The 17838-nt window shown below is 48.5% G+C and carries 19 protein-coding genes; 12 read left to right on the forward strand and 7 right to left on the reverse strand.

Annotation, left to right across the window (positions count from 1 at the left end):
- Nucleotide 1: 1 nt before the first annotated feature.
- The 6 genes from ilvN (at nucleotide 2) to Q0274_RS06740 (ending at nucleotide 5377) form a co-directional block, all read left to right on the forward strand.
- Nucleotides 2-472, forward strand: a complete 471-nt coding sequence (gene ilvN / locus Q0274_RS06715; protein ID WP_298028451.1) for an acetolactate synthase small subunit — start codon at nucleotides 2-4, stop codon at nucleotides 470-472.
- A 31-nt stretch (nucleotides 473-503) separates the two neighbouring features.
- On the forward strand, nucleotides 504-1454 hold the full coding sequence (gene lpxD, locus Q0274_RS06720; protein ID WP_298028452.1) for a UDP-3-O-(3-hydroxymyristoyl)glucosamine N-acyltransferase: 951 nt from the start codon (nucleotides 504-506) through the stop codon (nucleotides 1452-1454).
- Between the two features lie 371 nt (nucleotides 1455-1825).
- Nucleotides 1826-2443, forward strand: a complete 618-nt coding sequence (locus Q0274_RS06725) for a Type 1 glutamine amidotransferase-like domain-containing protein (RefSeq protein WP_298028453.1) — start codon at nucleotides 1826-1828, stop codon at nucleotides 2441-2443.
- 137 nt (nucleotides 2444-2580) lie between these two features.
- Nucleotides 2581-3159, forward strand: a complete 579-nt coding sequence (locus Q0274_RS06730; RefSeq protein WP_298028454.1) for an NAD(P)H-dependent oxidoreductase — start codon at nucleotides 2581-2583, stop codon at nucleotides 3157-3159.
- A gap of 619 nt (nucleotides 3160-3778) precedes the next feature.
- The gene (locus tag Q0274_RS06735) at nucleotides 3779-4240 is read left to right on the forward strand and encodes a hypothetical protein (protein ID WP_298028455.1); all 462 of its coding nucleotides are present in this window, start codon (nucleotides 3779-3781) and stop codon (nucleotides 4238-4240) included.
- A gap of 498 nt (nucleotides 4241-4738) precedes the next feature.
- Nucleotides 4739-5377 (forward strand): DUF417 family protein, encoded by a 639-nt coding sequence (locus Q0274_RS06740; protein ID WP_298028456.1) that lies wholly within the window; start codon nucleotides 4739-4741, stop codon nucleotides 5375-5377.
- Between the two features lie 633 nt (nucleotides 5378-6010).
- Here Q0274_RS06740 and Q0274_RS06745 read toward each other — a convergent pair.
- The 7 genes from Q0274_RS06745 to Q0274_RS06775 form a co-directional block, all read right to left on the reverse strand.
- Nucleotides 6011-7729, reverse strand: a complete 1719-nt coding sequence (locus Q0274_RS06745; RefSeq protein ID WP_298028457.1) for a proline--tRNA ligase — start codon at nucleotides 7727-7729, stop codon at nucleotides 6011-6013.
- Complete coding sequence (gene hemA, locus Q0274_RS06750; RefSeq protein WP_298028458.1) at nucleotides 7719-9275, reverse strand: glutamyl-tRNA reductase; 1557 nt, start codon at nucleotides 9273-9275, stop codon at nucleotides 7719-7721. Before hemA ends, Q0274_RS06745 begins: the two co-directional genes overlap by 11 nt.
- The gene (locus tag Q0274_RS06755) at nucleotides 9275-10267 is read right to left on the reverse strand and encodes a polyprenyl synthetase family protein (RefSeq protein WP_298028459.1); all 993 of its coding nucleotides are present in this window, start codon (nucleotides 10265-10267) and stop codon (nucleotides 9275-9277) included. The genes hemA and Q0274_RS06755 overlap by 1 nt, the downstream gene beginning before the upstream one ends.
- The gene (locus tag Q0274_RS06760; RefSeq protein WP_298028460.1) at nucleotides 10267-10512 is read right to left on the reverse strand and encodes a DUF2018 family protein; all 246 of its coding nucleotides are present in this window, start codon (nucleotides 10510-10512) and stop codon (nucleotides 10267-10269) included. Before Q0274_RS06760 ends, Q0274_RS06755 begins: the two co-directional genes overlap by 1 nt.
- Nucleotides 10513-10791: 279 nt before the next feature.
- Nucleotides 10792-11073: a hypothetical protein gene (locus Q0274_RS06765; RefSeq protein WP_298028461.1), complete on the reverse strand. Its 282-nt coding sequence runs from the start codon at nucleotides 11071-11073 to the stop codon at nucleotides 10792-10794.
- 373 nt (nucleotides 11074-11446) lie between these two features.
- Nucleotides 11447-12361, reverse strand: a complete 915-nt coding sequence (locus tag Q0274_RS06770) for an HAD family hydrolase (RefSeq protein WP_298028462.1) — start codon at nucleotides 12359-12361, stop codon at nucleotides 11447-11449.
- Nucleotides 12362-12721 (reverse strand): hypothetical protein, encoded by a 360-nt coding sequence (locus Q0274_RS06775; RefSeq protein ID WP_298028493.1) that lies wholly within the window; start codon nucleotides 12719-12721, stop codon nucleotides 12362-12364. It abuts the gene before it with no gap.
- Between the two features lie 191 nt (nucleotides 12722-12912).
- Here Q0274_RS06775 and Q0274_RS06780 point away from each other — a divergent pair, with 191 nt between their 5' ends.
- From Q0274_RS06780 to Q0274_RS06805, 6 genes are all read left to right on the forward strand, one after another.
- Entirely contained in the window at nucleotides 12913-14184 is a 1272-nt protein-coding gene (locus tag Q0274_RS06780; protein ID WP_298028463.1) for an aminotransferase class I/II-fold pyridoxal phosphate-dependent enzyme, read from the forward strand.
- On the forward strand, nucleotides 14184-14597 hold the full coding sequence (locus tag Q0274_RS06785; RefSeq protein WP_298028464.1) for an Rrf2 family transcriptional regulator: 414 nt from the start codon (nucleotides 14184-14186) through the stop codon (nucleotides 14595-14597). The genes Q0274_RS06780 and Q0274_RS06785 overlap by 1 nt, the downstream gene beginning before the upstream one ends.
- 9 nt (nucleotides 14598-14606) lie before the next feature.
- A complete protein-coding gene (gene cysK, locus Q0274_RS06790) occupies nucleotides 14607-15521 on the forward strand; it encodes a cysteine synthase A (RefSeq protein WP_298028465.1) in 915 nt (304 codons plus the stop codon).
- Nucleotides 15522-15782: 261 nt separating this feature from the next.
- The gene (locus Q0274_RS06795; protein ID WP_298028466.1) at nucleotides 15783-16103 is read left to right on the forward strand and encodes a hypothetical protein; all 321 of its coding nucleotides are present in this window, start codon (nucleotides 15783-15785) and stop codon (nucleotides 16101-16103) included.
- A gap of 154 nt (nucleotides 16104-16257) precedes the next feature.
- Complete coding sequence (locus Q0274_RS06800) at nucleotides 16258-17454, forward strand: replication-associated recombination protein A (protein ID WP_298028468.1); 1197 nt, start codon at nucleotides 16258-16260, stop codon at nucleotides 17452-17454.
- A gap of 2 nt (nucleotides 17455-17456) precedes the next feature.
- Nucleotides 17457-17813, forward strand: a complete 357-nt coding sequence (locus Q0274_RS06805; RefSeq protein ID WP_298028469.1) for an MmcQ/YjbR family DNA-binding protein — start codon at nucleotides 17457-17459, stop codon at nucleotides 17811-17813.
- Nucleotides 17814-17838 lie beyond the last annotated feature (25 nt).

Here is a 17838-nt window from a genome sequence, read left to right on the forward strand (position 1 = left end):
GATGAATAGCATAAGAAGAGTAATCTCGGTCGTCGTTACCGACGAGCACGGCGTTTTGTCGCGGATCTCGGGGCTTTTTGCGGGGCGCGGCTATAATATCGACAGCCTCACCGTTGCGCCGATCCCAAATACGGGTCTATCGCGCCTTAGCATCGTCACTTCGGGCGACGAGCGCGTCATAGAGCAGATCACTAAGCAGCTTCATAAGCTGATCCCCGTTTACAAGGTCATTGAGGATGCAAAATTCGTCGAAAAGGAGATGGTTTTGGTAAAGATCGCGCTGGGCGAAAATTTAGCGGGGCTTGATGCTGTTTTAAAAGCCTACAACGGCAGCATCGCAAACAGCGACGACAGCAAGATCGTCATCATGGCGTGCGACGACGCAGACCGCATCGACGGATTTTTAAAGACGATAAAAAAATACAATCCGATCGACGTCGTCCGCGGCGGCAGCGTCGCGCTGGATATGTAAGCGGCGATAAAATTTAATCAAAGGAGCGCAAATGAAATTATCTAAAATTGCCGAAATTTTAAACATAGAGCTTAACGGAGCGGACGCGGAGATCACCGCGATAAATTCGCTTCAAAACGCAAGGCAAAGCGAGCTAAGCTACTGCGATAGCGACAAAAACGAGAAATTTTTATTCGCCACCAAAGCAGCCGCCGTATTGGTAAAAATCGGCACCGCAGCCCCAAGCGGCGTGCGAGCGCTGGAGTGCGAAAATCCGCATCTAGCCTTTGCGATCTTAAGCGCGCATTTTGCTAAGCCGCTCATTCGCAGCGGTGCGCCCGCAAAGATCGCCGCCAGCGCGCAGATCGAGCAGGGCGTGCATATCGGCGTAAATTCCACGATCGGCGAGAATTGCGTCATTTTAAGCGGCGCGTATATCGGCGATGACGTGCATATCGGAAGCGGCTGCGTGATCCACGCAAACGCCGTCATCTACAATGACACGATCATCGGCGAGCGCTGCATAATCCACGCAAACGCCGTCATCGGAAGCGACGGCTTCGGCTATGCGCACACCAAAACGGGCGAGCACGTTAAAATTTATCACAACGGTAACGTCGTGCTGCAAGACGAGGTCGAAATCGGCGCATGCACGACGATCGATCGCGCGGTATTCGGCTCGACGATAATTGGGCGGGGCAGCAAGATCGACAATCTCGTTCAAATCGGGCACAACTGCGAGCTTGGGCAAAACTGCCTCATCGTCTCTCAAGTTGGACTTGCGGGCTCGACGACGCTTGGGCGTAACGTCGTGATGGGCGGACAGAGCGGCAGCGGCGGGCACGTAAGCGTGGGCGATTTCACTCAGATCGCGGCGCGCGGCGGCATAAGCAAGGATTTAGCGGGTGGCAAAAACTACGCAGGGCATCCTATAATGGAGCTTAGCGAGTGGTTCAAGCTGCAGGCTAAGATCGTTAGATTTTTTAGAGATAAAAAACACTAGCCGTTTTGCCTTGGCTGATTAGATCGATCGGCTTGATTTGATCGTTTTGATCGTTCGCTCTGATCGACTCCTCTAGCCAGCTCGATTTGATCGGTTCGCGTCGTTTTAGTGAAGTTTGAAACCGTCAGGCAGTTGGTGATTGTGGAGCGGTTTGCGCTGCCGTTCGGGCTTTGGTGTATTTTGTAATCGCTGCGGCGATAAATTTTGCCCTTTTATCGGCAAAATTCTGTCCGCGCTATTTTTTATCGTGCGCTTGCTTTGTGGGCGCGGTAGAATTTACTCTGCTAGTTTGGGTTGCATTGCTCGCAGTCATTGCGGCAAAGCTTTACGAGCGCTTTTAAATCAGCGCAAATTTAATTAAAGGAAAAACAATGATAGAGATGTTTTTATGCTCCTATTTTGCGGGTGCGGCGACGCTTTTTGAGGACTATGCGAGACAAAATATCCGCGCTAAGGAGGTGCTTTTTATCCCGACCGCCGCAAACGTAGAGGAGTACCGAGACTACGTGGACGAGGCGAAAGAGGCGTTTTCTAAAATGGGCTTTACGCTTCAAATTTTAGACGTTTCCAAAGCTAGCGAGGCTGAAGCGAAGGCAAAGATCGGCGCGGCGCAGGTGCTTTACGTAAGCGGCGGCAACACATTTTATCTTTTGCGCGAGCTTAAAAAGAAGGATCTGTTAACCCTCATCGCAGATCGCGTCCGAAGCGGCAAGCTCGTGTACGTGGGCGAATCGGCAGGCGCGATGATCGCTGCACCCAGCGTGGAGTACGTGGCAGTGATGGACGATGCGGGCAACTACGGGGCTGCGGCGCAAACGGGGCTTGATCTGGTGAAATTTTACCCCGTGCCGCACTACGGCGAAGAGCCCTTCGTGCAAAGCGCGGACGAAATTTTAAAAATTTACGGCGGCAAGCTAAATTTGACGCCGATAAATAACGCCGAAGCAATCGCAGTGCACGGCGATAAATTTGAAATTTTAGGGCGGTAAACTGCGGCGTAAAAGTAAAATTTAGTAATTAAACGCTTCGTAAAATTTACGCTTATATTTTCGCATAGGGCTGCGAGGTGGAATTTGAACTTAGGTGCAGCGAGTCGCTAACGAATAAATTTAATCAAAGGATCAAAATGAAAATATTACTTATCAATGGCGGAGCACCTTTTAACGGCAAAGGCGGCAAGCTAAGCAAGACGCTGCACGAGCTAGCCAAAAAAACGCTACAAGCCCTAGGGCACGAAACGCGCGAAACTACGATATTTGAGGGCTACGATATAGAGGGCGAGGTAGAAAAATTTCTATGGATGGATGCCGTGATCTGGCAGATGCCCGCGTGGTGGATGGGCGAGCCTTGGCTAGTCAAAAAGTACGTGGACGAGGTGTTTATGGGCGGCATAGGCAAGATAGTGGCAAACGACGGGCGGCACAGCGCGAGCCCAAACGACGGCTACGGCACAGGCGGGCTGATAAAGGGCAAATCGCACATGCTAAGCGTTACTTGGAATGCGCCGCTTCAGGCGTTTGATAAGCCGGGCGATTTTTTCGAGGGCGTGGGCGTGGACGGCGTTTATCTGCATTTTCATAAGGCAAATGAGTTTTTAGGCACGAAAAGGCTACCTACTTTTATGTGCAACGACGTCGTTAAAAATCCTGATGTGGAGCGTTTTATGAAAGATTACGAAGCGCATCTAAAAAGGGTTTTCGGCTAGCCTTAACGGACTCAAACGAGTTTATTTGCTCTTAATACAGCGCCAGATGAGCTAAAGCGGATTATAAAATCGCTTCTTAAACTCGGATATTACGACACTTGTGAAATTTTAAAATAATGCCAAGCAGTACTTGTTCGAGTGTGGCTTGCGACGCGCGAGGTTTTCGTAAATCGCGAGATTCGAGCTTTGCTCGGCTGAGTGACACTGCGTGATGTGTGGGAGGTGTGAAATTTGCGGCATTGCGGCGTGAAATTTCGAGTCTTGCGGCGTGAAATTTCGAGTCTTGCGGCGCGCGATTTATGCAGTCACTATATAAAATTTCATACGGCTGTCGCAGCTTTTAAGTCTGTGTGAAATAAAACTTGCGAAACGACGTGGCATTTTGCGATCGTTTTAAATTTTGCAAATGCGCTGTATTTTAGCTCGGCGCGAGATAAAATTTTACGCGGCGCACTTTTATGTGATGTACGCGTCTGGCTTGCCGTTGCTCGTTAGTGCCATGTCGGCGAGTGCCTAAGTATGGATGAGCGCGATGGCTGGCTCGTGTAACTATTAGCGTGCCGTTCAGTGCTGCTAGTGGCTTTAAGAGGCGCGATGTGTATTTACTATAGGGGAAGAGATGGTTAAACTCGATATGCTTAAATTCTTTCGCTTGGGCGAGTTTGCGGGCGTAGAAAGAGGCTTGAGCTGCGCGCAGACCATCGCGATGCTTGGCTCTGCGGATGCGAGCTTTAAGAGCGCTGGAGCTGAAATTTTAAGATACGGCGCCTTTGAATTTCACTTTTTTCGGGGCGAAATTTTTATGATTTTTTCGGATCATTTTAGAAGTGGGCCTCTAAATTTCGGCGGCGCAAGGGCGCGGCAAATCGAAATAGAGCCTTGGATATTTAGCGGAGCCCCTATCGATCTTGCGGCGGTGAAAGGCGCTTTAAATCGTGAGCGAATCGAGTATCGCGAGCGCGCAACGGATGAGGGTTTGAAGCTAAGCTTAAGCAACGGCGTTACGCTTGCGTTTGAAAGCTTGAGCGGGTTGGGCGAGCCCCGTGGCTACGAGCTTGCCGCATTTTGGATAAAATTTTAACCGGAAAAGCGTGGGCGAAATCTAGGTAACAAAGTAAAATTCAGCCGAGTGAAAATAAGCGGCCGCTTGGATAAAATTTGACCAAAAATGCAAAATTTCGCGGATGAAATTTAACGAGTAAGGATTTAGGCGAAATTTTAACGCAAAGCCCGTGAGTACCCATAAATCGGCATTGTGAGCACTTGTGCATCTATATCGCAGGCTTTGTTTATTCGCGCTGTATGTTTTGTTCATCTATCTCACAAACGTCCTACTGGGTTCATTCTGCGCTAGCTCGAGATATTTTTTAAAATTTCAAAGCATGATTTAGCCGGAATTTCATAAAACTTGCCAATAACAATCGATCCTGAAGCTGAAAGATCTGCAAATAGATCTTAAATTATATTCACTTGATAAAATTTTTTAAAACAATATTAGTATTATTTTATAAAAACTATTGACTTATTTAACCCTCTTTTGATAAACTATCGCATCAATTTTACCGCAAAGGAAACACAGATGGATCAAAATTCCCTCCTATATAAGGTGCTTAATTGCCTGTCAAATTCGCAAAGCATATTTGTAAATTGCATAAGGTTTGCAATTTTCGTCGTCATGATCTGGATAGGCGGCCTAAAAGTCGTGCAGTATGAGGCGGACGGCATCGTGCCTTTCGTCACGAACAGCCCGTTTTTCAGCTATCTGATGAAAAATAAAGATGTAGTCGACAACGGCAAGAGCAAAATGGTCGCGGAGTATAATCTGCACAAAAACCCCGAAGGCTTGGTCGTGCCGGATAATATCAAATGGCATAAATCAAACGGCACCTACACAGCTTCTTACATTATCGGCGCGACGATTTGCTCGATCGGCATCTTGATGCTGCTTGGCATATGGTTCCCAAAAATTGGCGTCGTAGGCGGACTTTTGACCTTCGGTATGGCTATCGTTACGCTATCGTTTTTGATAACGACGCCCGAAACCTGGGTGCCGAATTTGGGCAATCCCGCCCTCGGCATAACAGAGAGCCCGAACCACGGCTTCCCGTATCTCTCTGGCGCGGGCAGGCTGGTGATAAAGGATCTGATAATGATGTGCGGCGGTTTGATAGCGGCTGCGGATGCGGCTAAAAGGTGGCTGCAAAGTCTTTCGAAGTAAATTATAAAGCTAAAATTCTATCTCGCGGCGGGCGCAGGGCTAAATTTTACCGCCGCGAGCGCTAAATTTAACGCTCCTGTAGTTTTGCCTGCAAGCTTAAAATACGTACGTAGCATAAATTTTCCCGTTGTGTTTCGCGGTGCGCTACCGCTAGATTTGATCTGCGGTTTAATTTCTTTGGAGCAAAAGAGCTTAATTGCGGCCGTCTTTCTAAATTCTCCGATTTGCTCCTCGCAGCGTCTTGATTGAGGCGATATGGCCCGTGCTTTTAGATGCGGACCGTGCAAGCTTTGTAAATGTGGATTTTAAGTGATGCTTGCAATTTTGCAGTCAGATATGGATAGAGGTAGTCGGCGTCGATGGATGCGCTGAAATTTGCACCGATAGGCACGTATAGAGGTCGATAGAGCTAGAAATTAAATGCCCGCTCGGTCAAAGCCGGTCGAGCTAGTTTAGAGAGCCGCATACCGATAGGGCTTCCAAAAAGTTTAAAAGCCGGAGGCAAATGAGCAATTGAGTATCACTCTACGCAGATATTTGGAAGGCACGACCAAAGCGACAAATTTAAAGAGAGAACCTACTTTTTTATTATAAAATTTAGCCCAAATTTAAGGCTAAATTTTTACGCGCTTCCTAATTTTCCTCGGCTAATTTTTTCTCTATAAATTTTAAAATTTCATCCTCGCTTACGCTCTGCCGCTTTAGACCTGCGCGAGTGATGAACTCGACGCTTTCCTCCGCTAGGGCTTTTCCCGCGAGCACGGCATACGGAAAGCCCATCAGCTCGAAGTCGTTCATCTTCACGCCAAAGCGCTCCGCGCGATCGTCCAGTAGTACGCGGATGCCGCGCTCGCGACACTGCTCGTATAGTTTTTCGGCAAATTCTACCGCTGCCGCGTCTTTGTGATTTGAGATGATGATCTCAAGCTCGAAAGGCGCCAGCTCGCGCGGCCACACGCAGCCTTTCTCGTCATGGCTGCTTTCGATCGCCACGGCGATAAGGCGGCTTGCGCCGATGCCGTAGCAGCCCATGTAAAACGCACGAGCCTTGCCGTTTGCATCCAAAAATCGCGCTCCCATCGGCTCTGAATAGCGCGTGCCGAGCTGAAAGATATGACCCACCTCGATGCCCTTCGTGATGCCAAGCTCGCCGCCGCAGCACGGACATGCGTCGCCCGCGCCCACGGCCGCGAGATCCGCAAAGCGCGATTCGTTAAAATTTATCACGCTTGCGCCCACGTAGTGGTAATCCGGCTCGTTCGCGCCTGCGATCATCTCGCGCGCTCCTTTTAGTTCGACGTCGATATAAAATTTAGCTCCCTCGCCGAGCCCGAAAGGTCCGCAAAAGCCCGCCGTAAAGCCCACTCGCGCGATCTCCTCCTCGTTAGCATCGACTAACTCTAGCGCGCCGCAGGCATTTTGCGCCTTGGTCTCTTGCAGCTCGTCGCACCCGCGGATAAAAAACGCTACGATCTCGCTGCGATCCTCGTATAGCGCTTTTTTGATCACCGCTTTGACGGTGTAGAATTTATCCACTTTGAAAAATTCCGCCACCGCGTCGATCGTTTTCATCGCGGGGGTTTTAAATTTCATCATGCCGTCGGTCTCGGGTGCTGCGGCGTTCGTGGTTTTGGGCGCACGGCGCGCAGCCTCGATGTTTGCGGCATACTCGCAGCGCTTGCACACAACGATATCGTCCTCGCCGTTGTCCGCTAGCACCATAAACTCCTTGCTGCCGCTGCCGCCGATCGCGCCGCTGTCCGCATCGACCGCTCTAAAATTTAACCCCAGTCGCGTAAAAATCCGCGAGTACGCCTGCCTCATCACCTCAAACTCGCGCTTCATATCCGCAGTGTCTGCGTGGAAGCTATAGGCGTCCTTCATCGTAAATTCGCGTCCGCGCAGAAGCCCGAAGCGAGGGCGCGCCTCGTCGCGGAATTTCGTATTGATCTGATAGATATTTAGCGGCAGCTGCTTGTAGCTCGTGATCTTATCCGCTACCATCAAAACCGCCGCTTCCTCGTTGGTAGGGCTTAGTACGAAGTCGTTATCCTTGCGATCTTTGAAGCGCAGCAGCTCCTTGCCGTATTTGGCGTAGCGACCGCTTTTTTTCCACGCATCCGCGGACGTCACGACGCTAAAAGAGACCTCCTGCGCGCCCGCAGCGTCCATCTCCTGCCTGATGACGGCGCAGATCCGCTCTAGCACTATCTTTCCTAGCGGCAAAAAATTATAAAGCCCGCTGCCCAGCTGCTCGATAAATCCCGCGCGGATCAAAAGCGCGTGGCTAGGTAGTACCGCGTCTCTGGGGGCCTCTTTTAGGCTTGGAGCGAAAAGCTTGCTAAATTTCATTTTGTTTGTCCTTTTTCTCATTTTCTTGATTTAAAAATTTTTCGTAGTTTTCTTGCAGTTCAAAAATTTCGACCAGCGCGTTTACCGCGTTATCGGCATTATCTGCGTCGCCGAGGTTTTTTAAATTTACCGTCGGAGCGTGCAGAAACGCTTTAAAAACCTGATGGATCAGCTTGCGCGCCTCCTCTGCATCGCTGTGCTTTAGATAGCCCTTTTTAAGCGCTTTGGCTAGCTCTAGCTCGGCTACTTGTTTTGCGCTTTGGCGCAAAGCCTTGATGATCGGCGTGGATGCCGCCGCCCTCAGCCATTTGAAAAACTCGTTCGTGCATTTTGCCACGATCGAATAGGCGATCTGCGCCTGCTCCTCGCGAAGCAGCAAATTTTTCTTTACGATCTCCTCCAGATCATCGACGCTGTAAACCTCGACGTCCTCGCTTTGGCTAAGCTCTACGTCGCGCGGCACGGCTATATCGAAAAAATATCGCTTAAAGCTTTTGGGTTCTAGCAAGCTATCGGTAATGATCGACTCTTGCGAGCCAGTAGCACTGAAAAATAGGCTATTTACGTTTAAGTATTTTTTGAGATTATCAAGACTATCGATTTTAATGCGGGATTGTGCCTGCGCGGAGGAATTCGCGAAGGGGGCAGAATTTTTATCGCCTTTGGAATTTTCGCCTGCTATGTGAGATTTATTGCCGTCTGTGAAAATCTTTTTATTAAAATTTACGCTGTCTTTGGAATTTTGTTTTTGCGCGACATTTTCGCCTGCGAAATTCGCGACATTTCCGGAATTTAAGCCATTTGAATTTTTTCCTGCGCCGGGATTTTCATCCGCGCAATTTTTCGCATCCAAGGAATTTTCGCCAAGCAACGAGGCGGCTAGCCTCCGCGCGCCGGCTAAATTTCGATTTAAGATCGTGATATTTGCGCCGCTTGCGAGCAGGTGTTTGCACGCTAGCTCGCTCATCTCTCCCGCGCCCACTACCACGGCGTTTACGCCCTGCAAGGAGCCTAGCTTTTCCTTTGCCATCGCCACGGCGACGCTTGAGACCGAGATCGGGTTTTTTGAAATTTCGGTCTGGTTGCGGATGCGTGCCGCACACTTTAGCGCTTCATCTATCGCTCTTGCGATCTGCGCGCCAGCGTGGGAGTTTTGTTTGGCAAATTTAAAGGCGTCTTTGAGTTGGCCTACGATCTGCGTTTCGCCCACTACGAGGCTGTCAAGAGAGGCTGCAACGGCGAAAAGGTGGTGTATCGCGCCGTAATCCTCGTAAATATCGGCGCGCTCGGCTAGCTCGTCGTAGCTCACGCCGCTTACGCGTGAAAGCGCCAAAAGCACGAATTTGCTGGCTGCTTTGAAGTCGCTTACGGCGGTAAAAATTTCAACGCGGTTGCAGGTGCTAAGCACCAAACACTCCTCTATCGCGGAGTTTGAAGCCAAAAGGCGCAAAATTTCTTTCTTACGCACATCGTTTGAAAACGACAGCTTCTCGCGCACCGTGATGTCCGTGTTTTTGTGGGTGAAGCTCACGCTCATATACGCCATCAAAACTCCCTATCTATCATATCTCGCACGATTTGCTCCAGCTTGTCGTTTTTAAATTCCACCACGGCTTCAAGCGCCTTTTGCCCGTAGGCGCGAGCTTCGTTTATACAGCGCTCGATGATGCCGTGCTCGCTAAGCTTCGCCTTGATCCATGAAATTTCGCTCTGGCAGAGCTGCTTTTTAAAAAACGATTTTAGCTTTTGCCGCTCAGAATCATTTAAATTTTCGTATAGATAGATGTAGGGCAGGGTGGTTTTTCCCTCCGCAAAATCGCTCAGACTCGGCTTGCCTAGCGCTCCTGAGCTTTGCGTGACGTCTAAGATGTCGTCGATGATCTGAAAGGCAAGCCCAAGGTTTTTGCCGTATTCACCAAATTTTGCGCTCGCGCTTGAAATTTTATCATGATCTTTCGCGGCGCTTGGAATTTCGCCCTCGTTTTTTTCGCAGCTCATATCTGAAATTTCGCCGCGATTTTCCGCGCCACCGAATTTCAAAAAAGCCCCGCAGCGCGCGACCTCTTCGATTAAGGCGGAGGTTTTTAGATAGATCATCTGCAGATATTTGCTCGCATCGTCGTTGAAATCGTTGCTTAAGCTCACGTCCATCAGCTCGCCCACTGCGAGCTTCGTGACGGCGAGCGAAAGCGCAGCGGCGATGCAGCTTTCAAATTTAGAAAGCTCAAAGTATGCCTTGGAATAGAGTATGTCGCCCAGCATCACGGCGTTTTTGGAGCCGTAAGTGGCGTTTATCGAGGGTTTGCCGCGGCGCACCGAGCTTTCGTCGATGACGTCGTCGTGCAGCAGGCTTGCGGCTTGAATTAGCTCGATGATCGCGCACAGACGCAGCGATTTTTCATCCTTTTGCGCGATGTTTAGCAGCAGCTTGGAGCGCAGTTTTTTGCCGGGGCTTAGCTTATCAAACATCTCGCTAGCAGGCTCGTAGCCGCAGTCTGCGATGAAGCTTTTCATAATTAAATCAATTTGATCTTGCATTATTCGTTGTTGCTTAGGATATTCCCGCTCATTTGCAAAAATTTGTCGTTTAGCTCGTCTTGTAGATCCTGCTGCGTGATGAAGCTTTCGATCTCGCGCTCGCTAATGCCGCGCGCTTTGCAGAGCCGCTCACAGGCGATGAGGCGGATTAGAGCTTCTTCGATCTCGTTTTGCACTAAAGTAGGGCTTGCAGCGGATAAAATTTCAAAAAATTTCTCTCTTGGGCTGCCTTCAAAAATATCCATTTACCTTCCTTAAAATTTCGCGATTATAGCAAATGTAAAATTTAATTTAGGTTAGGGCGCGGCAAACTATCGGGGCTTTTAAACAGGAACGATTGCATAGATTTTGCGCTTGCGTGTGGTAAATTTTAAACTTAAGCGCGGGATTTTGAGCTTTAAATTTCATAAATTTTAAAATTTTACTTGTTTGCGAGATAGGCAGAGCGAGCGGAATTTAAAAATTTAATCTTGGTCGCGTGGCGGATTAAACGCGAAGCTTTGCAGATAGGCGGAATTTTAAATTTACAGATAAGCGGCTTGATTTTTTGCGGAAATTTTAAAATTTTGTGGTGCGGGTGAAATTTTAGATTTCGCATGAGTGGATAGAATTTCGCTTTGTTTGAGCGATAAAATTCTTGAATTTTGCGCAGGTGGAGAGGATTTTCGCTTTGTTTGTGCGGTAAAATTTTGATTTTTGCGCGGCGGATAAATTCTATTCTCACAAAATCTAATCGTGTGTATAACACAGATCAGGCTTTTTAAAATTTTAAAATTCCGCCGCTTTGCGAGAATTTGAAATTTCATGGACGCGGTAGAATGCTAAAATCGCGTTTGCATTAAATTTTAAGTCTGGTTTTCGAGGCAAATTTTAAATTAAGCCGCGAGAGGGCGTCTTTAAATTTTTAAAATTCCGCCCCCTTTTACAGATAGAATTTCATTTTTCGCGCAGATAAAATATCGCATTGCAAAAGATACTTTAAAATTTTAAATTCCACTCGCGCAGATGAAATTTCGGTTTTTGTGCTAGTGGAATTTTTCGCGCAAGGATTATTTTTAAATTTAAGCTCGCTTGCGTTGCACGCGAGGATGGAATTTACTCCGTTTTAAGAGCCTAAGCGTGATTTTGCCATGCTGCAATACTACTTTTAATTAGCTATGCCTAAAAAGCCAGGCTGCTTTAAATTCCGCCGATGATTTCGCGCGCTTGCGCGATGCTTAGGGCATTGCGACTTAGTTCGCTAGGCTCGCCAAACCCCCAGCATACCTGCAAATACTCAAGTTTTGCGCCTTTTAGATCTGCCAAGTTTGCCTGAAAATATCGCGCTGCCGCAGCTCGTGCGCTTTCCGTCGCTTCTGCTTTTGTGGAAATTTTAGCGCCTTTAAAGCTTAGCGTTGCCGCTCCGTCAGCACCTGTGTCGTTAGGGCGGATTTTTTCATCCGCGTTAAGATTTTCGCCGCAAGAGCTTAAGCTTCCGCTGCTAGCGCTGAAATTCTTTCTACTAGTGTCACGGCTGGCATTTAAGCTCTCGCCGTCATTGCCGCCTTGAAATTCTAAATTTTGTAAAAATTCCGCGCCACGGAGTGCGGCTAGCTCATCTTTTTTGCTATCGCCCAAAAAAATCGCGTTTTTGTGCGGCGAGCGCGCGATTACGTGTAGCAGCATCGCAGGGTTGGGCTTTGAGGGCATCTGCTCGTCCGCGCCTACGACCAGATCAAATAGCCTGCGCACGCCCGTTTTTTCTAAGATCGCGCTTAGGGTATAGGAAGGTGCATTGGAAGCGACTGCGAGAAAAAATCCTGCTTTTTTGCACGAGTGCAAAAGATCTTCGATACCCTCGTAAAGCACGGCAAAATCGCGGTAATTGCTTACAAATTCCTTCTCGAAAAAAGCAAGCTCTTCGGCGCTCGCTTCGGTTTTGCCGTAAAATTCCAAAAAGGCGTTTTGGCTTGGATCGTTGATGGTGTGGACGATGAAATTCTTTTGTAGCGGCGCTAGGCCGTAGAGCTCGCGGCGAGTGTTATTGACGCTGATTTCGATCGCGCTCGAGGAGTCAAGCAGCGTGCCATCCATATCAAAAATCACGGTTTTCATCTAATAATCCTTTAAAAAATCGATTTTATGCTTGTCTTTTTTGTAACTTTTATTGTTTTTGAGCTTTTGCAAGGCGTTTGCTTCATGCTGCAGCGCCGATCTAAACACAGCATCGCTGATCTGTCCTGCCTCGCTAGCATCAAGGACGTTTTTGGCAAAGCTTTCAAGCGCTTTGGTGTAGGGACTATCGAGATTTACAGCGGCCGCTTTAGATAAAATTTCGTAGTTTTTAGCTATTCGCTTCGCAAAAAGCTCTGCGTCGAAATCCTCGCGCTTTAGCAGCACTACGGCGGATTTTACAAAGCGTTCTAATGCGCGGATATATTTAACGCGCTCATCTTTTTCTCTGATTTGCATGATCTTTCCTTAATTAAAGCGCGCATTATAGCAAAATTCGAAATTTTGGCAAAATTGCGCATATTGTAAAACTATATTTTAATAATGTTTTTTCTATAAATCCCTTGTTATAGGCATTTTAAAATCATATAAAAATACTTGACTTTATTTTAAAATTTCGCTATTATTCGCCAAATTTTTTACAAAGGACAAAAATGCAAAAAGAAACCCTCGCAACTCATTTTGGTTACGACTCCGTCGCCGGCTACGGCACGATGGCAGTTCCCATTTATCAAAGCACCGCGTTTAACTTCGGTTCTAGCAAAAAGGCCGCCGATCGCTTCGCGCTGCGTGATCTAGGGCCAATTTATGGGCGTTTGACAAATCCTACTACTGATGTTTTTGAGGCGAGACTTGCGGCGCTGGAAAACGGTAAAGCCGCCATCGCGGTCTCTAGCGGGCAGGCGGCGATATTTTTTGCGGTGGCAAATTTAGCCGCAGCGGGCGAAAATATTATCATCGCCGAGAAAATTTACGGCGGCGCAACTACGCTTTTGGCGCATACGATCAAGCGTTTCGGTATCGAAGCTAGGGTTTTTGACTCCGAAACGGCGGATAATTTGGAAGGTTTAATCGATGATAAGACTAGAGCGATCTTTTTTGAGACGCTTTCAAATCCTCAAATTTCGGTCGCAAATACCACTAAAATCGCTACAATCGCAAATAAGCACGGCGTAGTAACGATTGCGGATAACACGATCCCAAGCCCTGCGCTTTACAATCCGCTTGATGACGGCGCCGATGTCGTAATCCACAGCGCTAGCAAATATATAAGCGGGCAGGGGCTTAGCATCGCAGGCGCGATCGTTTCGGGCAAGGGATTAAATTCCAAACTCAAAGGCAATCCGCGTTACGCACATTTCAACGAACCTGATGAGAGCTACCACGGCTTAGTTTATGCGGATTTAGTAGATAATTTTGATATTTACACGCTTAGGATTCGCCTATCCTTGCTTCGCGATATTGGTGCAACTCTATCGCCGTTTAACGCGTTTCAGCTCATCCAGGGACTTGAAACACTGCCGCTTCGCATGCAAAAACACTCGCAAAACGCGCTAAAAATAGCAGAATTTTTACAAAATCATCCGAAGGTAAAGCAGGTCAATTATCCGGGGCTTGCAAGCTCGCCGTTTAATGCCGCAATCAAAGCAAAATTTAAAAACGGCTATGCAAGCAGTCTGATGAGTTTCATCGTAGATAGCGAAGAAACAGCGCTAAAGGCGGTTAGTAAGGTTAAAATTTTCTCCGTCGTAGCAAATATTGGCGATACGAAGTCGATCATCACTCATCCTGCGAGCACGACGCATTCGCAGCTAAACGAGGAGCAGCTAAACCGCGCTGGCGTGCCTACGAGCTTAATCCGCCTAAGCGTGGGTATAGAGGACGCGAATGATTTGATTTCCGATCTTAGTGAGGCACTGAAATAATGGCACTTTTAAGCACAAAGGGCGTTTATGGGCTGGCTGCGATTTTGCAGATCGCCAAAGCTAGCGAAGTAGCGCCGATAAGTATAAAAGAGATCGCCGAGCGTACGGGAGTTTCTAAGAATTATTTGGAGCAAATTCTAAATACCCTTAGAAACGAAAAGCTAGTGTGTAGCATCAAAGGTAAAAACGGCGGCTATCACCTAGCCAGAGATGCTAGCGAGATTACTTTCGGTGAAATTTTTACCGCTCTTGAAAAGGATCTGCGGATGACTAGCATTCAGATGAGTGATCCCGGACTGCGGGCGTTTTTTGAGAAATTTGACGTCAAGCTGGCAGATATATTTAACGAGCCTCTAAGCAGCTACGAGGAGATGATGGCGCGAAGCGTCCAGTATTTAAATTTCAGCATTTAAAGGAAAAATATGAAAATAGCAAACGATGTTACGGAGCTCATCGGCAATACTCCGTTAGTCAGAATCAATACGTTTGGCAAAAATGCCCTCATCCTAGCCAAGGCGGAATTTTTAAACCCAAGCCACTCGGTCAAGGATCGCATCGCATGGCAGATCGTAAAAGACGCGCTAAGCTCAGGCAAAATCGATAAAAATAGCGTTTTGATAGAGCCTACCAGCGGAAACACGGGTGTGGGGCTTGCGATGATCGCAGCAAAGCTCGGTATGAAGCTCATTCTAACGATGCCAAGCTCGATGAGTATCGAGCGCCAAAAGCTCATAGCCGCATTCGGGGCTAAAATCGAGCTGACCGATCCAAAATTTGGAATGAAAGGCGCGGTAGATAGGGCAAATGAGCTAGCGGCGAACACTCCAAATAGCTTTATCCCGAGCCAGTTTGATAACCCGAGCAATCCAAAGGCGCATTTTCAAAGCACTGGACCTGAAATTTGGGAGCAAAGCGGCGGCAAGGTAGATATTTTAGTCGCGGGATTTGGTACCGGCGGCACGCTCAGCGGTACGGCGAAATTTTTAAAATCTAAAAATCCAAATCTCAAAGCCTACGGCGTGGAGCCTGCTAGCTCGCCGCTTCTTACGTGCGGTAGTGCGGGCGGCCATAAGATCCAGGGCATCGGCGCAAATTTTATCCCTGATAATCTTGATAGAAGCGTCATCGACGGCTTTTTGAGCGTTGAGAACGACGATGCGTTCGCCGCGGCTAGACAGCTGGCACAAAAAGAGGGCTTGCTCGTGGGCATCTCAAGCGGTGCGAACGTTTATGCTGCCGCTCAGATCGCCGCCAAGCCCGAAAACAAGGGCAAAGTGATCGTTACGATCCTCTGCGATACCGGCGAGAGGTATCTTTCTACCGAGCTTTTTAAATAGACAGCAGTTTTGCGCCAGTGCGACGTTAGCGCGGTAACTTTTACGCATTTTACGCGGGCGCGTAGCTTAGCGCGATTAAATTTTACGCAGGTGCGCAGCTTTGCGCGATTAAATTTCACGCTGGCGCCGGAATTGGCGCGATGAGTTTTACGCGATCGCGCGTGTTATTGCGACGATTGCGCGACTATATTTTATATTTTTCGCGTTGCGTAGGCGCGAGATTAATACGATAGTTTCTGCGCAGGCGAGGCGATAGTCACGATGGTTACGCGATGGGTTTATGTGAGCATCGTGATTTTGCACTTTATCGATTTTGCGTTTATTGATTTGCTAATTTGGCGGCTCGTCGCCCGCCGCGAGATAAAATTTAGCCCCAAAATAGGGCTAAATTTTAAAATTTCGCCTCGCTCACAGACAATAATTTTTGGGCGCGCTATGTATGACGGCGCGATCGCGCAGCGCAAGGCATTAAATTTAAAGCCGCCAAGCTCGCTAAATCTGCGCGATCTATTCTTGCCGCAAAATTTTATATCGCTAGCTCGCGCGCGGCATAAAATTTTTAAAATTCTACTGAAATTTTAAAGCTCGCTGTGGGCCGCAAATTTCAAGCTCTCACCGCGCATAAATTTCAAATCCTCGCCGTATGTAAAACCCAAACCGCTCTTTAAATTTAGCCGAATTTAAAAATTTAATCATAAAAACGCTATCATCGGTGCAAAATTTTTAAGGTTGCAAAATGAGTTTGAGCTTGAAATTTCGCCCCAAAAGCTTAGAGCAGATCGTGGGGCAGGGCAAGATCGTAGCGGTTTTTAAAAAATTCGTCGCCGCAGGCAGCATCCCGCACAGCATATTTTTCGGCGCCGCAGGCAGCGGCAAAACGACGATGGCGCGCGTGATCGCAAGCGAGCTGAACTACGATTTTTACGAGCTTGACGCCACGAGCCTGAAGGTCGAGGATATCCGCAAAATTCTATCCTCGCACGCCGGCTCGCTCATCAAGCCGCTCATTTTCATCGACGAGATCCACCGCCTCAGCAAGACGCAGCAGGAGGTGCTGCTCATCCCGATGGAGAACTACGCCGCGATCATCATCGGCGCGACTACGGAAAATCCGCAGTTCGTGCTAAGCAGCGGCATCCGCTCGCGCTCGATGATCTTTGAGTTCGAGCCGCTTAGCTACGAGGATTTGGAGGCGCTTTTGGCGCGGGTGCAGGGCGAGATCGGCTTTGAGATGGACGAAGAGGCGCGAAAATACCTGCTAAACTCCAGCAGCGGCGATGCGAGGAGTATGTTAAATTTGCTCGAATTTGCGCTTTTAGCAGATAGCGCCATTACGCTGGATACGCTTCGTACGCTGCGCGCAAATGCCGTCGCTGCAGGCGTTAGCAGCGACGATCTGCATTATGAGCTTGCTAGCGCGATGATAAAAAGCCTGCGCGGCAGCGACGCCGACGCCGCGCTGTATTACGTCGCGAGGCTGATAGATGCGGGCGAGAGCGCGGATTTTATCGCGCGCAGGATGGTGATCCTAGCTAGCGAGGATATCGGCAATGCCAATCCAAACGCCCTGAATATCGCTACTAGCACGCTAACTGCCGTCAGCAAGATCGGCTACCCCGAGGCTCGCATTATCTTAGGGCAATGCGCGATCTATCTGGCGCACAGCCCCAAATCAAACGCCGCGTATTTGGGCATCAACGCCGCTTTGAAGTTCGTCCGCTCCGCTGCACCGTTGCCTACGCCGCGCTATCTCGTCAACTCCGACAAGCAGATCGCAGACTACAAATACCCGCACGACTTCGGCGGCTGGGTCGAGCAGGCCTATATGAGCGAGGCGGCGAAATTTTACGAAAGCAAGGGGATCGGTTTTGAAAAGACGCTGGATGAGTGGCTGGCGCGATTGCGCAAAGAAAAGATCAATATCAAGGAGTGAGAATGAACTTCAGCAGCGTCCTAAAACTAATGAAGCAGCGCTACGACGCGGATGGCGAGTATCTGTGGGATGAATATCCCAATTTTGCGGTTTTTCGTCACGCAGGAGGGAAGCGCAAGTGGTTTGCACTTCTGATGCGCGGGCTTGCAAACGAAAAGCTCGGTCGCGCACTTCCTGGCTCAAGCGACGTGATAAATTTAAAAGTTTCGCCCGATTTGGCGGCAATTTTGCGTGACGAAAAAGGAATTTTTGCAGCCTATCATATGAATAAAAAGCACTGGATCAGCGTCTGCCTTGATGCGGTGCCGCGCGAACAGATCGAGGATCTAATCGAGCATAGTAGGGAGCTTACGAGGTAGAATTTGCGCCTGGGCTCGGTTTAAA

This window comes from uncultured Campylobacter sp. (assembly GCF_937973075.1).
In the GTDB taxonomy this organism is placed as follows: domain Bacteria; phylum Campylobacterota; class Campylobacteria; order Campylobacterales; family Campylobacteraceae; genus Campylobacter_B.